This is a genomic window from Rhizobium sp. 01N48 (assembly GCF_056399145.1).
On the sequence record NZ_JBFTQT010000001.1, the window covers coordinates 49,135 to 69,531 of the forward strand.

At 62.4% G+C, this 20,397-nt stretch carries 25 protein-coding genes and 1 pseudogene; 16 read left to right on the plus strand and 10 right to left on the minus strand.

Annotated elements, in window-relative coordinates:
• Positions 1 to 252: 252 nt before the first annotated feature.
• Positions 253 to 3,471, plus strand: coding sequence for a response regulator (locus tag AC1DOG_RS00245; RefSeq protein ID WP_477926383.1), 3,219 nt, complete (start codon positions 253 to 255; stop codon positions 3,469 to 3,471).
• Between the two features lie 13 nt (positions 3,472 to 3,484).
• Here the strand turns inward: AC1DOG_RS00245 and mnmC2 are convergent, their stop codons facing one another.
• On the minus strand, positions 3,485 to 4,225 hold the full coding sequence (gene mnmC2, locus AC1DOG_RS00250) for a tRNA (5-methylaminomethyl-2-thiouridine)(34)-methyltransferase MnmC2 (RefSeq protein ID WP_477926384.1): 741 nt from the start codon (positions 4,223 to 4,225) through the stop codon (positions 3,485 to 3,487).
• Here mnmC2 and AC1DOG_RS00255 point away from each other — a divergent pair.
• The 13 genes from AC1DOG_RS00255 to AC1DOG_RS00315 all read left to right on the plus strand — a co-directional run bounded on the left by AC1DOG_RS00255 (position 4,224) and on the right by AC1DOG_RS00315 (position 11,599).
• A complete protein-coding gene (locus AC1DOG_RS00255; RefSeq protein ID WP_477926385.1) occupies positions 4,224 to 5,402 on the plus strand; it encodes an NAD(P)/FAD-dependent oxidoreductase in 1,179 nt (392 codons plus the stop codon). The genes mnmC2 and AC1DOG_RS00255 overlap by 2 nt on opposite strands.
• 224 nt (positions 5,403 to 5,626) lie before the next feature.
• Positions 5,627 to 6,349, plus strand: a complete 723-nt coding sequence (locus tag AC1DOG_RS00260; RefSeq protein WP_477926386.1) for a DUF1045 domain-containing protein — start codon at positions 5,627 to 5,629, stop codon at positions 6,347 to 6,349.
• A gap of 98 nt (positions 6,350 to 6,447) precedes the next feature.
• Positions 6,448 to 7,371 carry an allantoinase PuuE gene (gene puuE, locus AC1DOG_RS00265; protein WP_477926387.1) on the plus strand — a complete coding sequence of 308 codons (924 nt, stop codon included), beginning with the start codon at positions 6,448 to 6,450 and terminating at the stop codon, positions 7,369 to 7,371.
• Positions 7,371 to 7,868 carry a 2-oxo-4-hydroxy-4-carboxy-5-ureidoimidazoline decarboxylase gene (uraD, locus tag AC1DOG_RS00270; protein WP_209235093.1) on the plus strand — a complete coding sequence of 166 codons (498 nt, stop codon included), beginning with the start codon at positions 7,371 to 7,373 and terminating at the stop codon, positions 7,866 to 7,868. The genes puuE and uraD overlap by 1 nt, the downstream gene beginning before the upstream one ends.
• Positions 7,869 to 7,927: 59 nt before the next feature.
• The gene (locus AC1DOG_RS00275) at positions 7,928 to 8,221 is read left to right on the plus strand and encodes a nucleotidyltransferase family protein (RefSeq protein ID WP_477926388.1); all 294 of its coding nucleotides are present in this window, start codon (positions 7,928 to 7,930) and stop codon (positions 8,219 to 8,221) included.
• A complete protein-coding gene (locus tag AC1DOG_RS00280; protein ID WP_477926389.1) occupies positions 8,218 to 8,580 on the plus strand; it encodes a HepT-like ribonuclease domain-containing protein in 363 nt (120 codons plus the stop codon). Before AC1DOG_RS00275 ends, AC1DOG_RS00280 begins: the two co-directional genes overlap by 4 nt.
• Before the next feature lie 70 nt (positions 8,581 to 8,650).
• Positions 8,651 to 8,941: a nucleotidyltransferase family protein gene (locus AC1DOG_RS00285; RefSeq protein ID WP_477926390.1), complete on the plus strand. Its 291-nt coding sequence runs from the start codon at positions 8,651 to 8,653 to the stop codon at positions 8,939 to 8,941.
• Positions 8,942 to 8,982: 41 nt separating this feature from the next.
• Positions 8,983 to 9,273: a nucleotidyltransferase family protein gene (locus AC1DOG_RS00290; RefSeq protein ID WP_477926391.1), complete on the plus strand. Its 291-nt coding sequence runs from the start codon at positions 8,983 to 8,985 to the stop codon at positions 9,271 to 9,273.
• Positions 9,270 to 9,632, plus strand: a complete 363-nt coding sequence (locus tag AC1DOG_RS00295; protein ID WP_477926392.1) for a HepT-like ribonuclease domain-containing protein — start codon at positions 9,270 to 9,272, stop codon at positions 9,630 to 9,632. Before AC1DOG_RS00290 ends, AC1DOG_RS00295 begins: the two co-directional genes overlap by 4 nt.
• Before the next feature lies 1 nt (position 9,633).
• Positions 9,634 to 10,134: an ureidoglycolate lyase gene (locus AC1DOG_RS00300; RefSeq protein ID WP_477926393.1), complete on the plus strand. Its 501-nt coding sequence runs from the start codon at positions 9,634 to 9,636 to the stop codon at positions 10,132 to 10,134.
• Entirely contained in the window at positions 10,131 to 10,487 is a 357-nt protein-coding gene (gene uraH / locus AC1DOG_RS00305) for a hydroxyisourate hydrolase (RefSeq protein WP_047506311.1), read from the plus strand. Before AC1DOG_RS00300 ends, uraH begins: the two co-directional genes overlap by 4 nt.
• Positions 10,488 to 10,490: 3 nt before the next feature.
• Positions 10,491 to 11,231, plus strand: coding sequence for a metallophosphoesterase family protein (locus tag AC1DOG_RS00310; protein WP_477926394.1), 741 nt, complete (start codon positions 10,491 to 10,493; stop codon positions 11,229 to 11,231).
• An 89-nt stretch (positions 11,232 to 11,320) separates the two neighbouring features.
• The gene (locus AC1DOG_RS00315) at positions 11,321 to 11,599 is read left to right on the plus strand and encodes a type II toxin-antitoxin system Phd/YefM family antitoxin (RefSeq protein ID WP_477926395.1); all 279 of its coding nucleotides are present in this window, start codon (positions 11,321 to 11,323) and stop codon (positions 11,597 to 11,599) included.
• 18 nt (positions 11,600 to 11,617) lie between these two features.
• Here the strand turns inward: AC1DOG_RS00315 and AC1DOG_RS00320 are convergent.
• From AC1DOG_RS00320 to AC1DOG_RS00335, 4 genes and pseudogenes are all read right to left on the minus strand, one after another.
• Positions 11,618 to 12,023 (minus strand): annotated as a pseudogene (locus tag AC1DOG_RS00320) (type II toxin-antitoxin system HicB family antitoxin).
• A gap of 2 nt (positions 12,024 to 12,025) precedes the next feature.
• Positions 12,026 to 12,229: a type II toxin-antitoxin system HicA family toxin gene (locus AC1DOG_RS00325; protein ID WP_477926872.1), complete on the minus strand. Its 204-nt coding sequence runs from the start codon at positions 12,227 to 12,229 to the stop codon at positions 12,026 to 12,028.
• Between the two features lie 43 nt (positions 12,230 to 12,272).
• Positions 12,273 to 13,415, minus strand: a complete 1,143-nt coding sequence (locus tag AC1DOG_RS00330) for an alpha-hydroxy acid oxidase (RefSeq protein WP_477926396.1) — start codon at positions 13,413 to 13,415, stop codon at positions 12,273 to 12,275.
• 94 nt (positions 13,416 to 13,509) lie between these two features.
• Entirely contained in the window at positions 13,510 to 14,478 is a 969-nt protein-coding gene (locus tag AC1DOG_RS00335) for a quinone oxidoreductase family protein (protein ID WP_477926397.1), read from the minus strand.
• A gap of 95 nt (positions 14,479 to 14,573) precedes the next feature.
• Here AC1DOG_RS00335 and AC1DOG_RS00340 point away from each other — a divergent pair, with 95 nt between their 5' ends.
• Together AC1DOG_RS00340 and AC1DOG_RS00345 are read left to right on the plus strand one after the other, a co-directional pair.
• Positions 14,574 to 15,410 carry a LysR family transcriptional regulator gene (locus AC1DOG_RS00340; protein ID WP_477926398.1) on the plus strand — a complete coding sequence of 279 codons (837 nt, stop codon included), beginning with the start codon at positions 14,574 to 14,576 and terminating at the stop codon, positions 15,408 to 15,410.
• A gap of 97 nt (positions 15,411 to 15,507) precedes the next feature.
• Entirely contained in the window at positions 15,508 to 16,104 is a 597-nt protein-coding gene (locus tag AC1DOG_RS00345; RefSeq protein ID WP_477926399.1) for a dihydrofolate reductase family protein, read from the plus strand.
• A gap of 50 nt (positions 16,105 to 16,154) precedes the next feature.
• Here AC1DOG_RS00345 and AC1DOG_RS00350 read toward each other — a convergent pair whose 3' ends face one another.
• The 5 genes from AC1DOG_RS00350 to AC1DOG_RS00370 are packed head-to-tail and all read right to left on the minus strand — an operon-like array spanning position 16,155 to position 20,255.
• Entirely contained in the window at positions 16,155 to 16,826 is a 672-nt protein-coding gene (locus AC1DOG_RS00350; RefSeq protein ID WP_477926400.1) for a nucleotidyl transferase AbiEii/AbiGii toxin family protein, read from the minus strand.
• Entirely contained in the window at positions 16,780 to 17,136 is a 357-nt protein-coding gene (locus AC1DOG_RS00355) for a hypothetical protein (protein WP_477926401.1), read from the minus strand. The genes AC1DOG_RS00350 and AC1DOG_RS00355 overlap by 47 nt, the downstream gene beginning before the upstream one ends.
• Positions 17,137 to 17,173: 37 nt before the next feature.
• A complete protein-coding gene (gene guaD, locus AC1DOG_RS00360) occupies positions 17,174 to 18,484 on the minus strand; it encodes a guanine deaminase (protein ID WP_477926402.1) in 1,311 nt (436 codons plus the stop codon).
• Between the two features lie 44 nt (positions 18,485 to 18,528).
• Positions 18,529 to 19,014, minus strand: coding sequence for a COG3650 family protein (locus AC1DOG_RS00365; protein ID WP_477926403.1), 486 nt, complete (start codon positions 19,012 to 19,014; stop codon positions 18,529 to 18,531).
• On the minus strand, positions 19,011 to 20,255 hold the full coding sequence (locus AC1DOG_RS00370) for a urate hydroxylase PuuD (RefSeq protein ID WP_477926404.1): 1,245 nt from the start codon (positions 20,253 to 20,255) through the stop codon (positions 19,011 to 19,013). Before AC1DOG_RS00370 ends, AC1DOG_RS00365 begins: the two co-directional genes overlap by 4 nt.
• Positions 20,256 to 20,397 lie beyond the last annotated feature (142 nt).

Sequence of the window (20,397 nt, forward strand, 5' to 3'; positions counted from 1 at the left end):
TTCTTGAGGCCGGCAGCAGAAGATCGTTGCGGCCTAAGAAATGGCTGCGATTTTAGCACGATTTTCGAGGTGTTGCTTGGCGATGACAGGAGCATAAGCCGCTGCAACCAAGCATGCTCTTCTTCTACTCTTCTCAATTTGCAGCGTTATTTTTGTTTCGCCGGGTCATGGTTAATTCGTTGTTAAACGCCTCTCGGCTATGGTCGATGGCGTAGCAATTTACCTAGTGTTTTCATGGTGGAGCAGGTGTTTTTGGGATCGAACGGGGACATTCTCGAACTGGCATGCGGCCGGATCGCGGATCTGGACAACCCTGCCTATGTCAAGAACAGCGAGCTGCGCTATGTCGCGGTCAACCAGGCCTATGCGGATTTCTTCGGCAAGGAGATTTCCGATTTTATCGGCCGGCGCAGCCGCGAGCTGTTCGACCGTCCGGAAGAGCAGGACCGCGAGGACAAGGAGCGGCGCGCGCTGGTGTTCGGCAGCGAGGAAAGTGCGCTCTGCTTCGACGCGACAGGCGATCTCCATGACCGCGTGCGGATCGAGAGCTTTGCGCTGTCGGAGGAACGGATCTACGTGCTCGGCATGTTCGAAGAGGCACGCAAGGCGGCGCGCCCGAAATGGCCGGCGACGCGGGCGCTCAGTGACAACAGCACCGATATCGACTTCCTGCGCGATGTGATCGAAGCGCTTCCGGTTGCCGCCTTCGTGCGCGACGAGGATCACCGGCTGGTTTATGCCAACGCATCTTACGAACAACTGACGGGACTGCCGCGCGCCGAGTCGCTGGGCAAGACCGAACGCGAGATGTTTGGCACGGCGTCCGGCGACATGGTGAGCCGCGGCCATGTGCAGGCGCTGGCCAAGGGAGAGGCGCGCGATATCGAGAGCCTGGTTCCTCGCGCGGATGGCGGGGTTTATCCGATCCTCGCGCAGATCAACCGGATCGATGGCGGCGACGGCCGGCACTATACGGTCGGGTCCTACTCGGATGTCTCGCTGCTGAAGGAGCGCGAAAGCGCGCTCATCGCCGCGCAGGCGCACACCGAAATTCTCCATCGCGACATGGCGCGCGTGCTGAATTCGCTGCCGGTCGGCGTTCTGATCCTCGAGAGCGATCTCACGATCCGTTATGGCAACCATGCCTTCTACACGATCTCCGAGCTGCCCGAAGGCCTGTTCGACGGCAAGGGCTTTGCCGAGCTCGTCGAATACAACCACACGCTGGGGCGCTATCCGCCGGGCGTGACCGCCGAGGAAATCCTTGCGCGGCGCACCGATCAGTTCCGCTCCGACCAGCCGGCGGCAGCCGAGATCAACTGGGGCGAAAAGTTTCTCCTGGTCGACAGCCGCAAGATCTCGACGGATCGCATCCTGCTGACCTATGCCGATGTCTCGGCCGTGCGCCGGCATGAGCGTGAAATCCACGCCGCCCGCGAAGAGCTCGAAAACCTCGGCGAGCTGATGGGCGATGCGACGCATGCGATGTCGCAAGGGCTGCTCGTGCTGCAGGATGGCGAAATCCTGCTCAGCAACGATGCGCTGGCCGGGATGCTGGACCTTGCATCCGAGCGCGTCGCCGTCGGGCGCAACTGGCGCGAGATGCTGGCCTTCTGCGCCACGCGCGGTGATTTCTCGGAAGATGCCGACCACCTGCTCAACGATATCGGCCAGGCGCTTGCCGACGGCCAGCCGGCGTCGCATCTGTTTCGTGTGCCCGATGGCCGCTGGGTGCAGATGGACGTCATGGTCAGCGCGCGCCGGCACTGGGTCGTGCTGTTCACCGACATTTCGGCGATGAAGATCCGCGAAGTCGACCTGGAGAGCCTGCTTGAACGCGCCGAGGTCGCCGATCGGGTGAAGTCGGAGTTCCTGGCCAATATGAGCCATGAAATCCGCACGCCGATGAATGGCGTTCTCGGCATGGCGGAACTGCTGTCGAAGACCAATCTCGATACGCGCCAGAAGACCTTCGTCGATATCATCACCAAGTCCGGCAATGCGCTGATGACCATCATCAACGACATTCTCGACTTCTCGAAGATCGATTCCGGGCAGATGACGCTGCGGCGCGTGACCTTTGATCCGATCGAGGCCGTCGAGGACGTGGTGACGCTTCTGTCGTCGCTGGCGGCGGAAAAGAGCATCGAGCTTCTGGTGCGCGTCATGCCGGGCCTGCCCGCCGCTATCATCGGCGACGCCGGGCGTTTTCGCCAGATCGTCACCAATCTCGTCGGCAATGCCGTCAAGTTCACCGAGCGGGGCCATGTGCTGGTCGAGCTCGGCTATGTTGCGGGTGCTGCCGACGAGATCATGGCGACGCTGCGCATCGAGGATACCGGGATCGGCATGCCGAAGGACCGACTCGACCAGATTTTCGGCAAGTTCTCGCAGATCGATTCTTCCTCCACGCGGCGTCACGAAGGCACCGGCCTGGGGCTGGCGATCACCGCCGGTCTCGTCGATCTGTTCGGCGGCTATATCGAGGTCGACAGCGCTGTCGGCGAAGGCTCGGTCTTCACCGTCACCCTGCCGTTTACCGTCGGCGCCAGGCGGGCCGAGCCGCGGCCGCTGCCGGTCAATGTGCGCGGCGCACACGTGCTTGTCATCGACGACAACGCCGTCAACCGCCAGATCCTGACCGAGCAACTCACGCAATGGGGCTTCGATGGCGCGGCGGCCGAAGACGGCGTCGAGGGGCTCGCCATTCTGGAGGAAGCCTTCGCGCTCGGTGTTTCGATCGATGCGCTTGTGCTCGACTACCAGATCCCCGGCATGAACGGCGCCGATATCGCCCGCCTGCTGCGCGCCGACGAACGCTTCGCCGACTTGCCGATCGTCTTCCTGACGTCGATGGATATCTCCGGCACCGAGAAGGAATTCGCGGCGCTGAACGGCCAGGCGCATCTGATGAAGCCGGCGCGGGCCAACGTGCTGCGCAATACCATCGTCGACGTCGTCCGGACCAACCGTATCAGGCTGGCGCCGACGCTGCGCCCCGTCATCGAGGCGCCGCCGCTGGAACCTGAATTATTGCCGGAACCACTCAACGAAAGAGCGCCGCCGTCCTTCATCGATGTGCTCGTCGCCGAGGACAATGAGGTCAACCAGATTGTCTTCACGCAGATCCTGCAGGCTACGGGTCTCAACTTCCTCGTCGTCAAGAACGGCGAAGAGGCTGTCGAGGCCTGGGAAGCCTATACGCCGCGCATCATCATGATGGATGTATCGATGCCCGTGATGAACGGCCACGACGCGGCGCGGCGCATCCGCGAGCTTGAGCGCGGGCAGGGGCACCGCGTGCCGATCATCGGCGTCACCGCGCACGCGCTCGACGCCGACCGCGATCTCTGCCTGGACGCCGGCATGGACGACTACATGGCCAAGCCGATCAGCCCGGAACTGCTGGAAGAAAAGATCGCACTCTGGCTCGGCAAGGAAAGCCGCGCGAGCGGGATTTCGCTGAGCTGATCCGGATCTCGACCTAACCCTCGGCGCGCTTGACGCCGCAGAGCATTTCGCGCTTGCCGGCGAAACCCGGACGGCGCTCGACCGCAAAGCCGGCGGCGCCCAGATTGCGCCGGACGAAACCGGCGGCGGCGTAGGTCGCGAAGGTGCCATTGGGGACGGTCTTTTCGCAGACGAGCGTCATCAGCTCCTGCGACCACATGTCGGCATTTCGCGATGGGGCGAAGCCATCCAGATACCAGGCATCGAAGCCGGCCTTAGCGGCCGCCACGCCATCGAGCGCCCGACCGCAGACGACGCTGAGCGTGGTCTGCTCGTCGAGCTTTAAGGACAAGGTGCCCTCGGGCTGATCGGGCCAGGCCGAGACCAGCGCGATGCGCTCGGCGTCGATCTCCGGCCAGTGCGACAGCGCGCGGTCGATCTCGTCTCGCCGCATCGGGTAGAGCTCGAAGGACATGAAGTGCAGATGCTGTCCTTCCGCGCGCTCCAGCTTCCAGTTCCTGAAGGTCTCGGCGAAGTTGAGGCCGGTGCCGAAACCGAGCTCACCGATCAGGAAGTTTTGCGCCTCGGCCCATCGCTCGAGCAGGCCGTTTCCGGCGAGGAAGACATGGCCGCATTCGAGGCGGCCGTCGGTCTGGCAATAAAAATGGTCGCCAAAGGCCGGCGAATAGGGCATATCGCCGTCGCGCCATTCAAGCGGCCGGTTCGCTATCTCAGCCTGTGCCAAATTAATCTGATCGGGATCGATGTCTGTCATGTCAACAGCCGATAGTCCGGCCTTGCCCTCGGGTCAATCGTCCACTGAACTGTTGATCGTCGGCGGTGGCATCATGGGCCTTTGGGCGGCCGTCTACGCCGAGCGCATGGGGATCGACGCGGTGCTGATCGATGCCGGCGTGCTCGGAGGTGGGGCGAGCGGTGGCCTGCTCGGCGCGCTGATGCCGCACATGCCGGACAAATGGAACCCGAAGAAGCAGTTTCAGTTCGATGCGCTCGTGGCGCTTGAGGCCGAGGTGGCGCGGTTGGAGGCCGAGACGGGTCTCTCAACGGGCTACCGTCGCTCCGGCCGCCTGATCCCGCTGCCCAAGCCGCATCTGCGCGATATCGCGCTCGGACATTCAGCCGATGCCGACAGCCATTGGCATGCCGGCGAGCGCCGCTTCCATTGGCATGTGATCGATACGCCCGCAGTATCCGGCTGGCCGGACGCTTCCGGTATGGAGGGCGGCTTTGTGCATGACACGCTGGCCGGCCGGGTGGCGCCACGATCGCTGACGGGTGTGCTCGCAGCGTTCCTCCGCCGCGCCAAACACATCCGCATCATCGAGAATTCAGCTGTTCGCGGCATAGATGCCGAGCGCGGGATCGCCGAGACCGATGAGGGGCCGATTGCCTTCGGACATTGCATCATTGCGGCCGGTTACCAGTCGTTTCCGCTTCTGGCGCGCGACACGGCGGGCCTGACACAGCCGCTCGGCCAGCCGGTGAAGGGACAGTCGGCGCTTCTGAAGGCCGATATCGATCCTGGCCTCCCGACAATCTTCCGCGACGGGCTCTACGTGGTGGCGCATGAGGGCGGGCATGTCGCGATCGGCAGCACCAGCGAGAACCGTTTCGACGCACCCTTTTCGACCGACGGGCAGCTGGATGTGCTGGTCGAGAAGGCGCGGGCGCTGGTGCCTCTGCTGCGCGATGCGCCCGTTTTCGAGCGCTGGGCGGGGCTGCGCCCCAAGGCGATCGACCGCGACCCGATGATCGGTCCGCATCCCGCGCATGAGAGACTGCTGGCGCTGACCGGTGGCTTCAAGGTCAGCTTCGGCCTAGCTCACCGGCTCGCCGAGGCGGTGGTGCGTATGGCAGCTGGCAGCGCGATACCGTTTGCGGTGCCCGAGAGCTTTCACCTGATCAATCATATTCACGTCGCTTCACGCTAAAGTGCCTCGCGCTCGCTTGAATTTTCTCGTTTCGCCTACGCTTTTCCGCTTTTCGCCGTCTTGATCCTGAAATCAGCGGCCACTTTCGCGAGATATTTGGCAATTCACGTTAAACGTGAATTAGCACTCGCTGTCCTTCGTCAATCTGTCATGCAAATCGCCTATCTGCTTGCAAAACGGCGGCGCGCTGACGAGTCGCGCCTGGTGCCGACGGAGAAAATTGCATGCGATACGCCATCTGCTTCACGCCCGCCGCGAATGACCCGCTGTCGCATGCGGCTGCCAATTGGCTTGGCCGAAACGTGTTTTCTGGCGAAATGGTGGAGCCCACGGCGATCCGCGGGCTCAGCATCCACGAGGTCGCCTTTCATACGGCGGTGCCGCGGCGCTACGGTTTTCACGGCGCGTTGAAGGCACCATTCCGGCTTGCTACCGACATGTCGGAGCCGCAACTCCTGCGGGAACTGATGCGCTTCTGCGGCACGCTGACGCCATTTTCCATTCCGCGGCTCGAGGTTGCGCGCACCGGTAGCATCTTCAGCCTGGTGCCTTCGCTTCCCTGCGACAACGTCCAGTATCTGGCCTCCTCGATCGTGCAGCAGTTCGACCAGTTCCGGGCGCCGCTCAGCGATGCCGATATCGAGCGCAGCGATCCGGATGGGCTTTCGGCGGCGCAGTTCGCCAATCTGCATCGCTGGGGATGCCCCCACGTGATGGACGAGTTCCGCTTCCACATGCCTTTGACCGGACCGGTCAGCCTGGTCGACATGTCGCGCATCGAGCGATCGCTGCGCAGCGTTTTCGAGCCGGTTCTCGTCGATCCCGTAAAGATATCGAACGTGGCGCTGATGGTCGAAGAGGGCAATGGCGGGCCGTTCCGGGTGCATTCGCTGCATCCGATGGGCAAGGTCAGCGCGCGGCGCGAGCGGGTTCCCGTTCCGGCCTAAGCGGTTGTGCCACAAAGGCAAAACTCTGTTGCGCAGTTTCCGCCTCGACATTCGCTCTTGAGGTGTTACCGTTCGCCGACTTTCTGGAAGGTGATTTCATGGTATCCGAGACTTACCCGCGCAATCTCGTCGGCTATGGCCGCAACACCCCCGACCCGAAATGGCCCGGCGGCGCCAATATCGCCGTGCAGTTCGTCATCAATTACGAAGAGGGCGGCGAGAGCTGCATTCTGGATGGCGACGCGGCCTCGGAAAATCTGCTGTCGGAGATCGTCGGCGCGGCGGCATGGCCCGGCCAGCGCAATCTCAACATGGAATCGATCTACGAATACGGCTCGCGGGCCGGTTTCTGGCGGCTTTGGCGGATGTTCACCGAGCTCAAGGTGCAGGCGACCGTCTACGGCGTGACGCAGGCCATGGCGCGCAACCCCGAGGCGGTGGCGGCGATGAAGGAAGCCGGCTGGGAAATCGCCAGCCACGGCTACCGCTGGTTGGAATACAAGGATTTCCAGGAAGAGCTGGAGCGCAAGCATATTCTCGAAGCCGTGCGGCTGCACACCGAACTAACAGGCGAGCGGCCCTACGGCATGTACCAGGGCAAGCCATCCGACAACACGCTGCGGCTGGTGCAGGAAGAGGGCGGCTTTCTCTACTCGTCGGACAGCTATGCCGACGATCTGCCTTTCTGGGTGAAGGGCGTGGACGACAAGCCGTTCCTCATCATTCCCTATACGCTCGAAACCAATGACATGCGCTTCGCCACGCCGCAGGGCTTCAACTCGGGCGACCAGTTCTTCACCTATCTCAAGGATGCCTTCGATACGCTTTATGAAGAGGGTGAGGCGGGCAGCCCGAAGATGATGTCGATCGGCCTGCATTGCCGGCTTGTCGGCCGCCCGGGCCGCGCGGCGGCGCTGAAGCGCTTCATGCAATATGTGCTGGAGCACGAGAAGGTGTGGATCCCGCGCCGCATCGAGATCGCCGAGCATTGGCACAAGCACCACAAGCCGGAGGCCATCTGATGATCGCGCGCGACGAGTTCATCTCCCGCTTCGGCGGCGTCTTCGAGCACTCGCCCTTCATCGCCGAGCGCGCCTTCGACGACGGTTTCGTCGGCGAGACACTCGACGTCGACCGCGTGCACACGGCGCTGGTGGCGATCTTCCGCGCCGCGAGCCCGGAGGAACGCCTCGGCGTTCTGCGCGCCCACCCCGATCTCGCCGGCCGCCTGGCGATCGCCGGTGAGTTGACCGAGGATAGCAAAAAGGAACAGGCCGGCGCCGGCCTCGACCGGCTGAGCCCTGAGGAGCACCAGCGCTTCACCGAACTCAACCGCGCCTATGTCGAAAAATTCGGCTTTCCCTTCATCATCGCGGTAAAGGGTCTCGACAAGCAGGCAATCCTCTCGGCCTTTGAAAAGCGCATCGACAACAGCCGCGACGCGGAATTCGAAACGGCGACGGCGCAGGTGGAACGCATCGCGCTCCTGAGGCTCGAGGCGCTTCTGCCCTCGCGCTGATGGCGCCGCTTTTCTCTTGTCCGTCCGCCGCTTATAGTCGTCGAGAGGGAGCGAGTGCGATGCGACCATCGGAAGTGCTGGAGCAAAACAGGCAAGCGATCCGCGAGGCGACCAAGCGCTTCAACGCGGCGAACCCGCGTGTGTTCGGCTCGGTGGCGCGGGGCGAGGATCGGGCGGATAGCGATCTTGATATTCTGGTGGATGCGCTGCCCGGAAGCACGCTGCTGACGCTGGGCGGTTTGCAGGATGCGCTCGATCAGATGATGCTTGGCACTGAGGTCCACTTGCTGACACCGGGTGACTTTCCGGAAGATGTGCGCCGTGAGGTTCTGAACGAAGCAAAGCCGATATGAGCCCGGAGCGGATCGCCAAGCTTCTCGATCGTATGAGGCAGGCGGCGGCCGATGCCCATCGCATGATCGAAAACGTCAGCAGGGAAGAGTTCATCGATAATCTTGTCCTGCAACGGGCCGTGGGCATGAGCCTGCTGATGGCTTCAGAAATCGCATCGCAGTTGCTCAAAGCGCATCCGGAGTTTGTGTCCGAGCACCCGGAATTTCCTTGGGCCGCCATGCGGGGGATGCGCAACCGCATTGCTCACGAATATTTCGACATCGATTTGGATAAGGTGTGGGCCACCGCGAAGGAAGATGTCCCCAATCTGCTGACGGCGCTCGATTTGGTTCGCAGTTGGCGAATGCAGGGTGAGTAGCCGGCGGTCATGCTGGCCACTTTTCTCTTTTCGATCCGCCGCTTATAGTCGTCTCACAGGAGCGAAGACGATGAGACTATCGGAAGTGCTGGAGCAAAACAGGCAGGCGATCCGCGAGGCGACCAAGCGCTTCAACGCGGCGAACCCGCGTGTCTTCGGCTCGGTGGCGCGGGGTGAGGATAGGGTGGATAGTGATCTGGATATTCTCGTCGATACGCTGCCGGGGACGTCTCTTTTCGATCTCGGTGGATTGCTGGAAGAGTTGAAGGATATTCTGGGGACGGATGTTCATCTTATGATACCGGGCGACTTCCCCGAAGATGTCCGGCGGCGCGTTCTCGAAGAGGCCAAGCCGATATGAGTTCGTCCATTATTCTTGCAGAGTGGTAGTGTGAGAAGACGATGAGACCATCGGAAGTGCTGGAGCAAAACAGGCAGGCGATCCGCGAGGCGACGGCGCGCTTCAACGCGGCGAACCCGCGTGTTTTCGGCTCGGTGGCGCGAGGCGAAGATCGGGCCGATAGCGATCTCGATATTCTGGTCGATACGCTGCCGGGGACGTCTCTGTTCGATCTCGGCGGATTGCTGGAAGAGTTGAAGGATATTCTGGGGGTGAAGGTGGATCTGGTGACGCCGGGCGGTCTGCCTGAGAACATTCGCGAGCGTGTTCTTTTGGAAGCGACCCGTATATGAGCGCGGAGAGGCTGGTCGATTATATCGGCAGGATGCAGGCCGCCGCCGAACAGGCGCGGATGCTCACCGAAGACATGGACGAGCAGGCCTTCCTGTCCGACGTGCGCACGCAGCTTGCGGTGACCATGTCGCTGGTGCTGCTCGGCGAGGCGGCATCGCGGATCGCCAGCAACCATCCGGAATTTCCTCGTGAGCATGAGCAGATACCCTGGGCGCAGATCCGGGGCATGCGCAATCTTATGGTTCACGATTATTATCGCGCCGATTTGCCCGCGATCTGGACCACCGTGCGGCGTGACCTGCAGACGCTGATTTCCGATCTCGAATCCCTACGCCACTGGCGCATACAAGGCGAATGACGTGACAGACTTCCTCGATATCCAGCCGCTGACCAAAGCCGCCTTCGCGCCGTTCGGCGAGGTCATCGAAGCCGATCCTGATACGATGCGGTATATCAACAACGGCACCACGGAGCGGTTTCATGCGCTGGCGTCGGCCGACGTTGTGGGAGAGGGCGCTCGTGTTATCATCAACCTGTTTCGCGGGCCGCCGCGCGATTTTCCCTACACGGTCGGGATGATGGAGCGGCATCCTTTCGGCAGCCAGAGTTTCTCGCCGATCTCCGGCCGACCGTTTCTGGTCGTCGTGTCGGAGGACGAGGGCGGCAAGCCGGGGCGTCCGCAGGTGTTTCTGGCGCGGGGCGATCAGGGCGTGAACTACGCCCGTAATGTCTGGCATCATCCCTTGATGTCGCTTAGCGCGGTCGGCGATTTCCTGGTTGTCGATCGCGACGGGCCGGGCAACAATCTGGAAGAATATTTCTTCGACACTCCCTTTGTCATCAGCGAGCCCATTTCATGACCGGATTGACCACCCATGTCCTCGACACCGCCTCCGGCAAGCCGGCCGAAGGGTTGAAGATCGAGCTGTTTCATATCGAGGCCGAGGTTCGCCGGCATGTGAAGACCGTCGTCACCAATGCCGATGGCCGTGTCGATGGCGGGCCGATCCTTGTCGGCGAGAGTTTCAAGGCCGGGACCTACGAGCTTCTGTTTCATGCCGGCGATTATCTGCGCGGCACTGGTGCTGCGCTACCGCATCCCGCCTTCCTCGACCTCGTGCCGATCCGCTTCGGCATCGCCGACGAGAGCGCGCATTATCACGTGCCGCTGTTGATCTCGCCCTATGGCTATTCGACCTATCGCGGGAGCTGAGGCATGCGTTTCGCCGCGATTGCCGATGTGCATGGCAACCATCTGGCGCTGGAAGCGGTGCTGGCCGATATTGAAGCGCTGGGGATCACAGAGATCGTCAATCTCGGCGATTGCCTGAGCGGGCCGCTCGAAGCGGGCAAGACGGCGGACCGGCTGATGTCGCTTAATGCTTTGACGGTGCGCGGCAATCACGATCGCTACCTGATCGAAAGCCCCGCCGACGCCATGCCCTCCTGGGAGCAGCACGCCTATGGGCAGCTTTCGGCAGCGCATCTCAGGTGGTTGCGGAGTTTGCCGTTCAGCGCCGTCTACCGCGACGAGGTCTATCTCTGCCACGCGACACCCGGGCATGACGAAACTTATTGGCTCGAATCCGTCTCACCAGACGGTCATGTCTTCCTGAAGCCTGTCGAAGAGATCGAGGCGCTGGCCGAGGGAATCGAGCAGCCGCTGATCCTCTGCGGCCACAGCCATGTGCCGCGCATGGTTCGCCTCAGCGACGGGCGCCTGATCGTCAATCCCGGCAGCGTCGGTTGCCCCGGCTACAGCGACGACACGCCCTATGAGCACAAGGTCGAGGCCGGACATACGCTGGCCTCCTACTGCATCATCGAAAAGACCGCGTCCGGCTTCGCGCCGCAGTTCCGGACCGTTGCCTACGATCACATGGCGATGTCGCGGCTGGCGCGTGAGAACGGGCGCGACAGCTGGGCGAGTGCGCTGGCGACGGGGTGGGTGCGGTAGGCGTTTGGCGAACGCGGGCGTCTTGTCGCTCAAATTGACATTCGCAACGGCTTGTGTGGTACATCGTACAGTCGTTGCGGGGGATCATCATGCGCACCGTCACGTTTTCAGAAGCCAGAAACGACCTCGCCAGCCTTCTTGACGAAGTCTCGCAGCACCGCGTCGCCGTCGAGATCGTTCGCCGCGGCAAGCCATCGGCGATCCTGATGGACAAGCACGAGTATGAGGGGATGATGGAGACGCTGCATCTCCTGTCCACCCGGGCCAATGCGGTGCGGTTGATGGAGGCGTTCGAGGAAGTCAAGAACGGTCGCTACGAAGAGCATGATCTCATCGAGCCCGAGGACTTCGCCAAGGGCGTCCGTTAAAGACGCGTCGGCGCTGATCTAAGCCGCCGCGTTGCGCTCGATCTCGTGCTTCGCAGCCTTGGCGAGAAATGCCGAGCGCGACAGGCCGGCAGCAGCTGCCACCGCGTCGATGCGGGCCAGAACATCCTCCGGCAGCGTGACATTGATGCGCACCGCCCTGCTGGACGCGGCTTTCAGCGAGACGAGGATAACGACGCCGTCCTTATTCTCCGGGTTTGGCCATGACGGTTTCGAGCGAGGAGGGTTGTGGAAGCGTCTCGCCGTCCTCGATCAATCCCTCGACGTGAAAAGCCAGAGCTTCTTCCGCCATTTCGCGCGCCTCGTCCAGCGTCGAGCCAGCCGTGATGGCGCCGGGGAAATCCGGAAAGGAGACGCCGTAGTCGCTCTTAGCGTCCTTGTGGATCAATCCAATATAGTTGCGCATGATCACCTCAACTTCAGGCCCGACTGCTTCTCGATGCTGCGCAACGTCCCGATCGGAATGTCCCGTTTGGGATGCGGCACGTCAAGCGGCCCTGCTTGTCCGCATGTTTGAACTGGGCATGACTGACACTGGCGATTGCTGGCCTTGCGGCTGACCTCAAACCAGCCGGCTTTCTGCAGCAGGGCAATAACGTTGGCGCCCTTGATCGGGCTGAATCATACACAATGATGTGTATGATTCAAATCGCGCCTACTGCCGTCCCGCGATGATCGAAGAGTTCACGTCCTTGATGTCGCGCTTGCCGCAAAGCGCCATGGTGACGTCCATCTCCTTGCGCAGGATGCTGAGCGCCAGCAAAACGCCTTCCTTGCCCATGGCGCCGAGGCCATAGAGGAAGGGGCGGCCGATGTAGGTGCCCTTGGCGCCGAGCGCCACGGCCTTCAGCACGTCCTGGCCGGAGCGGATGCCGCTATCGAGGTGGATTTCGATCTTGTCGCCGACGGCGTCGACTATACCGGGCAGCATGCTGATCGAGGAGGGGGCGCCGTCGAGCTGGCGGCCGCCGTGGTTGGAGACGATAATGGCGTCGGCGCCGGTGTCGGCTGCCGCCTTCGCATCCTCGACGTCGCAGATGCCCTTGATGATCAGAGGGCCGCCCCACTGTTCCTTGATCCAGGCGACGTCAGCCCAGGAGAGCTGCGGGTCGAACTGCTCTGCCGTCCAGGAAGACAGCGAGGAGAGGTCGGAGACGTTCTTGGCGTGGCCGACGATGTTGCCGAAGGAGCGGCGCTTGGTCTGCAGCATGTCGAGGCACCAGAAGGGGCGCGTCGCCATCTGCCAGATGTGCTTGGGCGTGAACTTCGGCGGCGCGGAGAGGCCGTTGCGCAGGTCCTTGTGGCGCTGGCCGAGGATCTGCAGGTCGGCCGTCAAAACCAGTGCCGAGCACTTGGCGGCCTTGGCGCGGTTGATCAGGTTCAGCACGAAGTCCTTGTCCTTCATGACGTAGAGCTGGAACCAGAAGGGCTTGGTCGTCACCGAGGCGACGTCCTCGATCGAGCAAATGCTCATGGTCGACAGCGTGAAGGGAACGCCTGCCTCTTCGGCCGCCTGCGCCGCCAGCATCTCGCCATCGGCGTGCTGCATGCCGGTCATGCCCGTCGGGGCGAGAGCGACGGGCATCGAGACCTTCTGGCCCACCATCGTCGTCTCGAGCGTGCGGTTCGTCATGTCGACGAGCACGCGCTGACGCAGGCCGATCTTGGAGAAATCGCTTTCGTTGGCCCGGTATGTCTGTTCCGTCCATGCGCCGGAATCGGCGTAGTCGAAAAACATCTTGGGGACGCGGCGCTGAGCGAGGGATTTCAGATCGGCAATGGTGAGAGGTTTCGTCATGGATAAGACTTTCACATCTGAATAATGCGACCGGCCATATCACATATAAATTGCATTCGAAACGGTATCTTTTCCCGCTCGTGTTCGCGTTCCCTCAGGGGATCAGCAGCAGGCTGCCGCTGCTCCGTCCGGCCTCCAGTTCCGTGTGGGCCGCGGCGGCATCGGAAAGGGCGAATTCGCGGGTTGGAAGCGCGAGAATGCCGAGCCGGATGGCCTCGATCGCGGCCGTGGCCGCCTCCAGGTAGAAGGCCGGATCGATGCTCGCCGCCATGATGCTCGGGTGCGACAAAGACTTGTTCGGGCGGAGCGCCTCGATCGCCACCGGCGGTATCGGCCCCGCCGCCTGGCCGACGCTCGCGGCCATGCCGAATGGGCGGATGCACTGGATGGTTTTCGCCAGCATCGCGCCGCCGATACCATCATAGCCGATATCGACGCCGCGCCCTGATGTCAGCGCCATGACGTCTGCGACAAGATCGGCATCGCGGCCGATCACCAGATGGTCGGCGCCGTTTGCGGTCGCGAGTGCCGCCTTCTCCGCGTTGCTGACCGTACCGATGACGGTGGCGCCGAGGTGCTTGGCCCAGCGCACCAGAAGCGTGCCGAGACCGCCGGCGGCGGCGTGCACCAGGATGGTGCTTTCAGGCGTCACCGCGTGGATCCGGTGGAGCAGCATATAGGCCGTCATGCCCTTGAGCATCATGGCGGCGGCCTGTTTCGAGCCGACATCATCGGGCAGGCGGATGGCGCGATGCGCCGGCAGCAGGCGCGTCGAGGCATAGGCGCCGACGGGCGCGCCCATATAGACGACGCGGTCGCCGGGAGAGACAGTCATGACGTCGGCGCCGACCGCCTCGACCACGCCGGCACCTTCGGCGCCGATGACGGCGGGGTAGGCGGGGAGCGGATAGAGGCCCTTGCGATGATAGATATCCAGGAAGTTGACGCCGATGGCGTCGTGGCGGATGCGGATTTCGTTTGGTCCCGGCGCCTGCGGTTCTTGCGGGGTCATCTGCAGCTGTTCGATGCCGCCAGGGGTGGCGAGGGTGATTGCGATATCCATTCCGATCTCCTGTGCCTGTCTGGCGCCGAAGATGGGGGATGGTTGCGTGATTGAAAATTCCCTATGATCTCACATCGCTTGGGAAAAAATGATCAATGCTTGATTGGGAAGATCTGCGCCATCTGCTGGCGCTGTCGCAACTCGGAACCTTGTCGGGTGCCGCGCGGGCGCTCGGGGTCGAGCATGCAACGGTGTCGCGGCGGGTGGCGCATCTGGAGCGCGAGATCGGCGCGAAGCTGGTTGACCGGCGCGGGCGGCGGATCCTTTTGACCGCGGAGGGCGCGCGCGTCGCCGCGATCGCCGAGCGCATGAGCGCCGATGCCATGACCATCGCGCGGGGCGGCATCGGCGCCGATCAAAGCCATGTCGGCGAGGTCCGCATCAGCGCGCCGCCGGCCTATGCGGGTGCTGTTCTGGCGCCGCCGCTGGTGCGGCTGAGAGCGCGACATCCCGGTATCCGCGTCACGCTCATCGGCGAAACGCGCTATGCATCGCTCGGGCGGCGGGAGGCGGATATCGCGGTGCGGCTCAACCGGCCTGAGAGCGGCGACCTGACTGTCTCGAAGATCGGCGAGGTGGGTTTCCATGCCTATGCGGCATCAGGTTATGCCGAGCGGGTCGACGAGCGCGACTGGACGTTTATCGGCTATGACGAGGGGATGGCGTCGTCGCCGCAGGAGGAGCGGCTGGCCGAGATCGCCGCCGGTCGGCCGATCGCGATCCGGGCCTCGACGCTGGAGTTTCAGGTGGCGGCGGTCAAGGCCGGCGGCGGCGTGGCACTGCTGCCCGATTTCATGGCAGAGGTCCAGGGGTTGGCGCGGCTCGATCTTGATGGCGCCGATATCACGCGGGATTTGTGGCTCGTCGTCCACAGCGACATCAAGGATGTGCCGCTGGTGCGGGCGGTGATGGATGCGTTGCGCGAGCGTTGACGGTGCAATGGCTGAATAGATGCGGATTTCCGGTTCGGTGGGTGTCGGAATAGCTTTGACCGATCCGTCCTTGAGGAGAACACAAGAGGAGGAAGCGATGCGAGAGTTGATCCTGGCCATGGCGATGACGCTCGATGGTTTTGTCAGCGGCCCCGAGGGTGAGACCGAGTGGATTTTCACCGGCGACGAGGAGGCGATCGCCTGGAAGGTGGAGAACGCCTGGAATGCCAGCCTGCACATCATGGGCAGCCGCACCTTCGAGGGAATGGCGCGCTTCTGGCCGACATCGACCAACGTCTTCGCACCCGCGATGAACCAGATTCCCAAAGCGGTGTTTTCGAAGAAGGGCGCCGCGATCCTGCCGCAAGCGATCGAGACACCTGTAGCGGGCGAGCCGCAACCCGGCGCCGATAGCTGGCACACGGCCTATGTGGCGAGCGGCGATCTCGCCGAGGAAATCGCCAGGCTGAAGGCCAAAGACGGCAAGCCGATCATCGCCCATGGCGGCGCCACCTTCGCGCGCAGCCTCATCGCCCATGATCTGGTCGATCAATATATGCTGATGGTCTATCCGCTGGCGCTCGGTCGCGGCCAGCCGATCTTCTCCGATCTGGCGCAGCCGAGGCAGTTGCAGCTGGTCAGCACGCGCGTGTTTCCCAAGGGCGCCATCGCGCAGGTCTATCGGCGGGGTTAGAGCGCGCCCTTCGCCGCCACACCCGCGACATAGGTCTCGACGCTCCGACCTCAAGCGGACTGTCGTGGGCCATGTTCCATGAAGTCCAATGCATCGAGCGCGCGTTCGCACGCGTCGCCGATATAGCTTTGGCCGAAATCGGTGGGATATACCTCCTCGACGATTTCTTCCTTGAAAGCTTTCATTCGGGCCTGAATGCGAATGCGGACGCGGCTGTAAATGTCCGGCGTTAGAAACGGCGAGGACGATGCCTGAGCCAGTTCGGCTGGCAGGGCGATATAGGTTCCTGCGAGATCGAAGATGTCTCGGGCCTTGAAGGTTGAGCCGCGCAGATAAATCTTCTTGGCGATGATTTCGCAGGGGCGTTCGCGGACAATGGTGCGTCCCTCGAACTCAAGCGGGGTAATCGCGTCTTGAAGAAGTGGCGACGCGCCAAGAAAATCGATCTCACCGATGCCTTTGACAATGAGCTTCAGATAGTGGCCCGGATACTGGTAGTCGGGACGCAGCGTCTCGTCATTCCAGCAGATGGACCTTGTGACCGGATTTATAACCGGAGCGAGCTTCTGGATCAGTTTCGCGGAATCGAGAAAAGCGTCGATGTCGTAGCTGAACCGATGGCCCAGATCGAGGGCAAGCGCGGTTCCGCCACCGAACGTCCAGCCGGGTGCGGGCTCACCGGCTGTCGTGATGGAGTCGACCGCTCTCAGCGTCAGCCGCATCAGTTCCTGCCACTGGGTCGGCAGCCATCTCCCGGATCCATCGCGCATTCTCGTAGTCCTCATCGACGTTCCAGAACGAAAGCGCCTTCGAAAGACTATCGAACGTAATTGCGCCTTCGACAACCATGTCAATGATGACTTCGACGCCGACCTCGCGGAAGAAGGCGCGAACATGCGGGCGCCAGCGTGGATCGGTCGTTGACAGGGCGAGGCATGAACTGAGCGTATCGGCGTCGATATGGCTCGGCAGTGGCGCGTTGACTGTTGTCAGCGCCCGCCAGATCGCTCGATGTTTGATCGTATCAGCCATCCGACCTTTTTATCAGGCCGGCATGCAAGTCTCAAGTTTACCGAAGAGCACCCTTAGCCTCCACACCGGCGACATAGGTCTCGACGATGGCGCGATCATCCCCCATGGTTTGCAGCAGGAAGAGTTCTTCCGGCAGCGTTTTCACCACTTCCATCTTCAGGGCCATGGCCGGCGTCGCGCTAGCATCGAGCACCACCACGTCGGCGTCGGTGCCCTTGTCGAGCGTGCCGATGCGGTCGGAAAGCGAGAGGGACTGGGCGTTGCCAAGCGTCATCAGGTAGTAGCTCTCCAGCGGGTTCAGGCGCTCGCCGAGCAGCTGCTGGATCTTGTAGGCCTCGTCCATGGTGCGCAGCATGGAATAGCTCGAGCCGCCGCCGATATCTGTGGCGACACCGATCCTGACCGGCTTGTCGCGGCGCATCAGCGCCTTCAGCGGGAAGAGGCCGGAGCCGAGGAAGAGGTTGGAGGTCGGGCAGTGGACGGCGATGGCGCCGGCCTCGCTCATCGCGTCCGCCTCGCGCTCCGACAGGTGGATGCAGTGGCCGAAGAGGGTCTTGTCGCCGAGCAGGCCGTAGCGGGCGTAGATATCGGTGTAGTCGATCGCCTCAGGATAGAGCTCGCAGGTGAACTTGATCTCGTCGTGGTTCTCGGAGAGGTGCGTCTGGATGTGGAGGTCGGGGAATTCGCGGGCGAGCGCCTGCGTCGCTTCCATCTGGGCGGGCGTCGAGGTTATGGCGAAGCGCGGGGTGATGGCGACGTGGTTGCGGCCCTTGCCGTGCCACTCGGCGATGATCTCTCGGGTCTCGTCGTAGCCCATCTCAGGCGTGTCGAGCAGGCCCTGCGGGGCGTTGCGGTCCATCATCACCTTGCCGCCGACCATGCGCATGTTGCGCTTCATGGCTTCGGCGAAGAAGGCGTCGGCGGAGGTCTTGTGCACGGAGCAGTAGGCGACTGCTGTCGTCGTGCCGTGGCGAATAAGCTCGTCGTAGAAATGCGTGGCGATACGCTGAGCATGCGCGCTTTCGACGAAACGGCATTCCTCGGGGAAGGTGTAGGTGTTCAGCCATTCGAGAAGATTGGCGGCATAGGAGGCGATCACCTGCATCTGTGGGAAATGCAGGTGCATGTCGATGAACCCCGGCATGATCAGATGCGGGCGATGGTCGATCTCGACAGTATCGGCTTTGGCCTTGGCCTTGACCTCGGCATAGGGGCCGCTTTCGACGATGACGCCATTGTCCATCAACAAGCCGCCATCGGTCTCGTAGCGATAGCTTTCGCTGTCGTTCAGGCTCTGAGGTGCCCTGACGAAGGAGAGCAGGCGGCCGCGGAGAAGGGTTTGGGTCATGGGCGTTCGCCTTTATCGATTGCGTGTCGTCGTCGGAACAGGGCTCAGGGCGCCGGTTTGGCGGGAAGGGCCGCCACCGATGCGGCGCAGCCGTATAATGTCCTGCCCTGAAATACCAGCTTTGCCGAAAGATCGTAACGCTTCGCGGATGCGCCGTCGACGCAGGTCTCTTTGGTGACTGTCAGCGTGTAGCGCTGCGGCGGGTGAGTGATGGTCCATGTGGCGCTGTCTTCAGTCATCGCCATCGGGCCGGGGTTTATGGTGATGACGTCGTTCTTGCCCGCGCGGCTGAAGGTGATCTGACCCTCGCGGATGCTGAGCGCCCAGAAGGGGCCGGTGCCCAGCACATTGACCTCGCCCCAGAGATCGGTCGGGGCGGTGATGTCACCAGAGATGTTTGGAGGCACGGTGCCCGTGGTCTTCACGTCTTCCTGTTTGGCAATGGCCTCCTCGGCCCGCGCTTCCGTCCATGCCAGCCCGAAGAGGGCGATAAGATTGGCCAGAAGCAGGGGGCGGAGGCCTTTGATCATTCGCGTTTGCCCTCGACCGCGCTTTCGAACCAGGCGACGAGCAGCTTGCGCTCATCCGGCGTGATGTCGGTGACGTTGCCCGGCGGCATGGCGTGGCTGCGGCCGGCCTGGATGTAGATCTCGCGGGCGTGCGCCGCGATCTCTGCGTCGTTTTCGAGGATCACGTTCTTCGGCGGCCGCGCCAGGCCTTCATAAACAGGCTCGGCGGCATGGCACATGGAACAGCGTGTGCCGACGAGCTGCTTGACGGCGGGAAAATGCGGATCGCCGGCGAATTGCTGGAAGGCCGGGGCGACGGTTTCGGCGGCTGCGTCCTTCTCGCCGGTCAGCACCTTGGGAACGGTGGAAAGCCACATGATCAGGATAAACAGGATCACGGTCGCCAGCCACGTCCAGGTCGGGCGGCCCTTGCGGGCATGGGTGGTGTTGAACCAGTGGCGGATGGTGACGCCCATCAGGAAGACAAGTGCTGCGATCACCCAGTTATAGGCCGTGCCAAAGGCCAGCGGATAGTGGTTCGACAGCATGAAGAAGATGACGGGCAATGTCAGGTAGTTGTTGTGCAGCGAGCGCTGCTTGGCSATSKMGCCATATTTSGCRTCCGGCGTKCGGCCGGCGATSAGRTCSGCSACGACGATCTTCTGGTTGGGRATGATGATCATGAAGACGTTGGCCGACATGATSGTSGCSGTRAAGGCGCCGAGATGCAGGAAGGCGGCGCGGCCGGTGAAGAGCTGCGTATAGCCCCAGGCCATGAAGACGAGCACGGCATAAAGCACCACCATCATGCCCCAGGTGTTCCGCCCGATCGGAGACTTGCAGAGCAGGTCGTAGACTATCCAGCCGACGGCCAGCGAGGCAAGCGAGATGGCGATGGCGACCGGGGCGCTGACATCGAGCACGTGGCGATCGATCAAAAACAGATCGGCGCCGCCGTAATAGACGATACAGAGCATCAGGAAACCGGAGAGCCAGGTGAAATAGCTCTCGTATTTGAACCAGGTCAGGTGCTCGGGCATCTGCGCCGGCGCCACCAGATATTTCTGGATATGGTAGAACCCGCCGCCATGCACCTGCCACTCCTCGCCATAGGCGCCGACGGGCAGATGCGGACGCTTCACCAGGCCGAGATCGAGCGCGATGAAATAGAAGGACGAGCCGATCCAGGCAACGGCGGTGATGACGTGGAACCAGCGGGCCGCAAAGGCCAGCCATTCCCACGCTATGGCGTATTCATACATTCAGTTCCCCTATTCTCTCCGATTCAGCAGTGTGCAGAATGTTTTGCCGGGAGAAAAGGGGGATTAGGGCAACACCGCCACGTTGTAGGTGCGGAAATCACGGCTTTCGGACGTAGAGTGGGAATTAGGGTGCCATCGCTCC

Excerpts from the sequence above, each read along its gene's own strand:
- AC1DOG_RS00255 (WP_477926385.1), top strand. The coding sequence starts at position 4,224 with ATGTCAACAGCCGATAGTCCGGCCTTGCCCTCGGGTCAATCGTCCACT.
- mnmC2 (WP_477926384.1), bottom strand. The coding sequence starts at position 4,225 with ATGACAGACATCGATCCCGATCAGATTAATTTGGCACAGGCTGAGATA.
- AC1DOG_RS00260 (WP_477926386.1), top strand. The coding sequence starts at position 5,627 with ATGCGATACGCCATCTGCTTCACGCCCGCCGCGAATGACCCGCTGTCG.
- puuE (WP_477926387.1), top strand. The coding sequence starts at position 6,448 with ATGGTATCCGAGACTTACCCGCGCAATCTCGTCGGCTATGGCCGCAAC.
- uraD (WP_209235093.1), top strand. The coding sequence starts at position 7,371 with ATGATCGCGCGCGACGAGTTCATCTCCCGCTTCGGCGGCGTCTTCGAG.
- AC1DOG_RS00275 (WP_477926388.1), top strand. The coding sequence starts at position 7,928 with ATGCGACCATCGGAAGTGCTGGAGCAAAACAGGCAAGCGATCCGCGAG.
- AC1DOG_RS00280 (WP_477926389.1), top strand. The coding sequence starts at position 8,218 with ATGAGCCCGGAGCGGATCGCCAAGCTTCTCGATCGTATGAGGCAGGCG.
- AC1DOG_RS00285 (WP_477926390.1), top strand. The coding sequence starts at position 8,651 with ATGAGACTATCGGAAGTGCTGGAGCAAAACAGGCAGGCGATCCGCGAG.
- AC1DOG_RS00290 (WP_477926391.1), top strand. The coding sequence starts at position 8,983 with ATGAGACCATCGGAAGTGCTGGAGCAAAACAGGCAGGCGATCCGCGAG.
- AC1DOG_RS00295 (WP_477926392.1), top strand. The coding sequence starts at position 9,270 with ATGAGCGCGGAGAGGCTGGTCGATTATATCGGCAGGATGCAGGCCGCC.
- uraH (WP_047506311.1), top strand. The coding sequence starts at position 10,131 with ATGACCGGATTGACCACCCATGTCCTCGACACCGCCTCCGGCAAGCCG.
- AC1DOG_RS00310 (WP_477926394.1), top strand. The coding sequence starts at position 10,491 with ATGCGTTTCGCCGCGATTGCCGATGTGCATGGCAACCATCTGGCGCTG.
- AC1DOG_RS00315 (WP_477926395.1), top strand. The coding sequence starts at position 11,321 with ATGCGCACCGTCACGTTTTCAGAAGCCAGAAACGACCTCGCCAGCCTT.
- AC1DOG_RS00330 (WP_477926396.1), bottom strand. The coding sequence starts at position 13,415 with ATGACGAAACCTCTCACCATTGCCGATCTGAAATCCCTCGCTCAGCGC.
- AC1DOG_RS00335 (WP_477926397.1), bottom strand. The coding sequence starts at position 14,478 with ATGGATATCGCAATCACCCTCGCCACCCCTGGCGGCATCGAACAGCTG.
- AC1DOG_RS00340 (WP_477926398.1), top strand. The coding sequence starts at position 14,574 with ATGCTTGATTGGGAAGATCTGCGCCATCTGCTGGCGCTGTCGCAACTC.
- AC1DOG_RS00345 (WP_477926399.1), top strand. The coding sequence starts at position 15,508 with ATGCGAGAGTTGATCCTGGCCATGGCGATGACGCTCGATGGTTTTGTC.
- AC1DOG_RS00350 (WP_477926400.1), bottom strand. The coding sequence starts at position 16,826 with ATGCGGCTGACGCTGAGAGCGGTCGACTCCATCACGACAGCCGGTGAG.
- AC1DOG_RS00355 (WP_477926401.1), bottom strand. The coding sequence starts at position 17,136 with ATGGCTGATACGATCAAACATCGAGCGATCTGGCGGGCGCTGACAACA.
- guaD (WP_477926402.1), bottom strand. The coding sequence starts at position 18,484 with ATGACCCAAACCCTTCTCCGCGGCCGCCTGCTCTCCTTCGTCAGGGCA.
- AC1DOG_RS00365 (WP_477926403.1), bottom strand. The coding sequence starts at position 19,014 with ATGATCAAAGGCCTCCGCCCCCTGCTTCTGGCCAATCTTATCGCCCTC.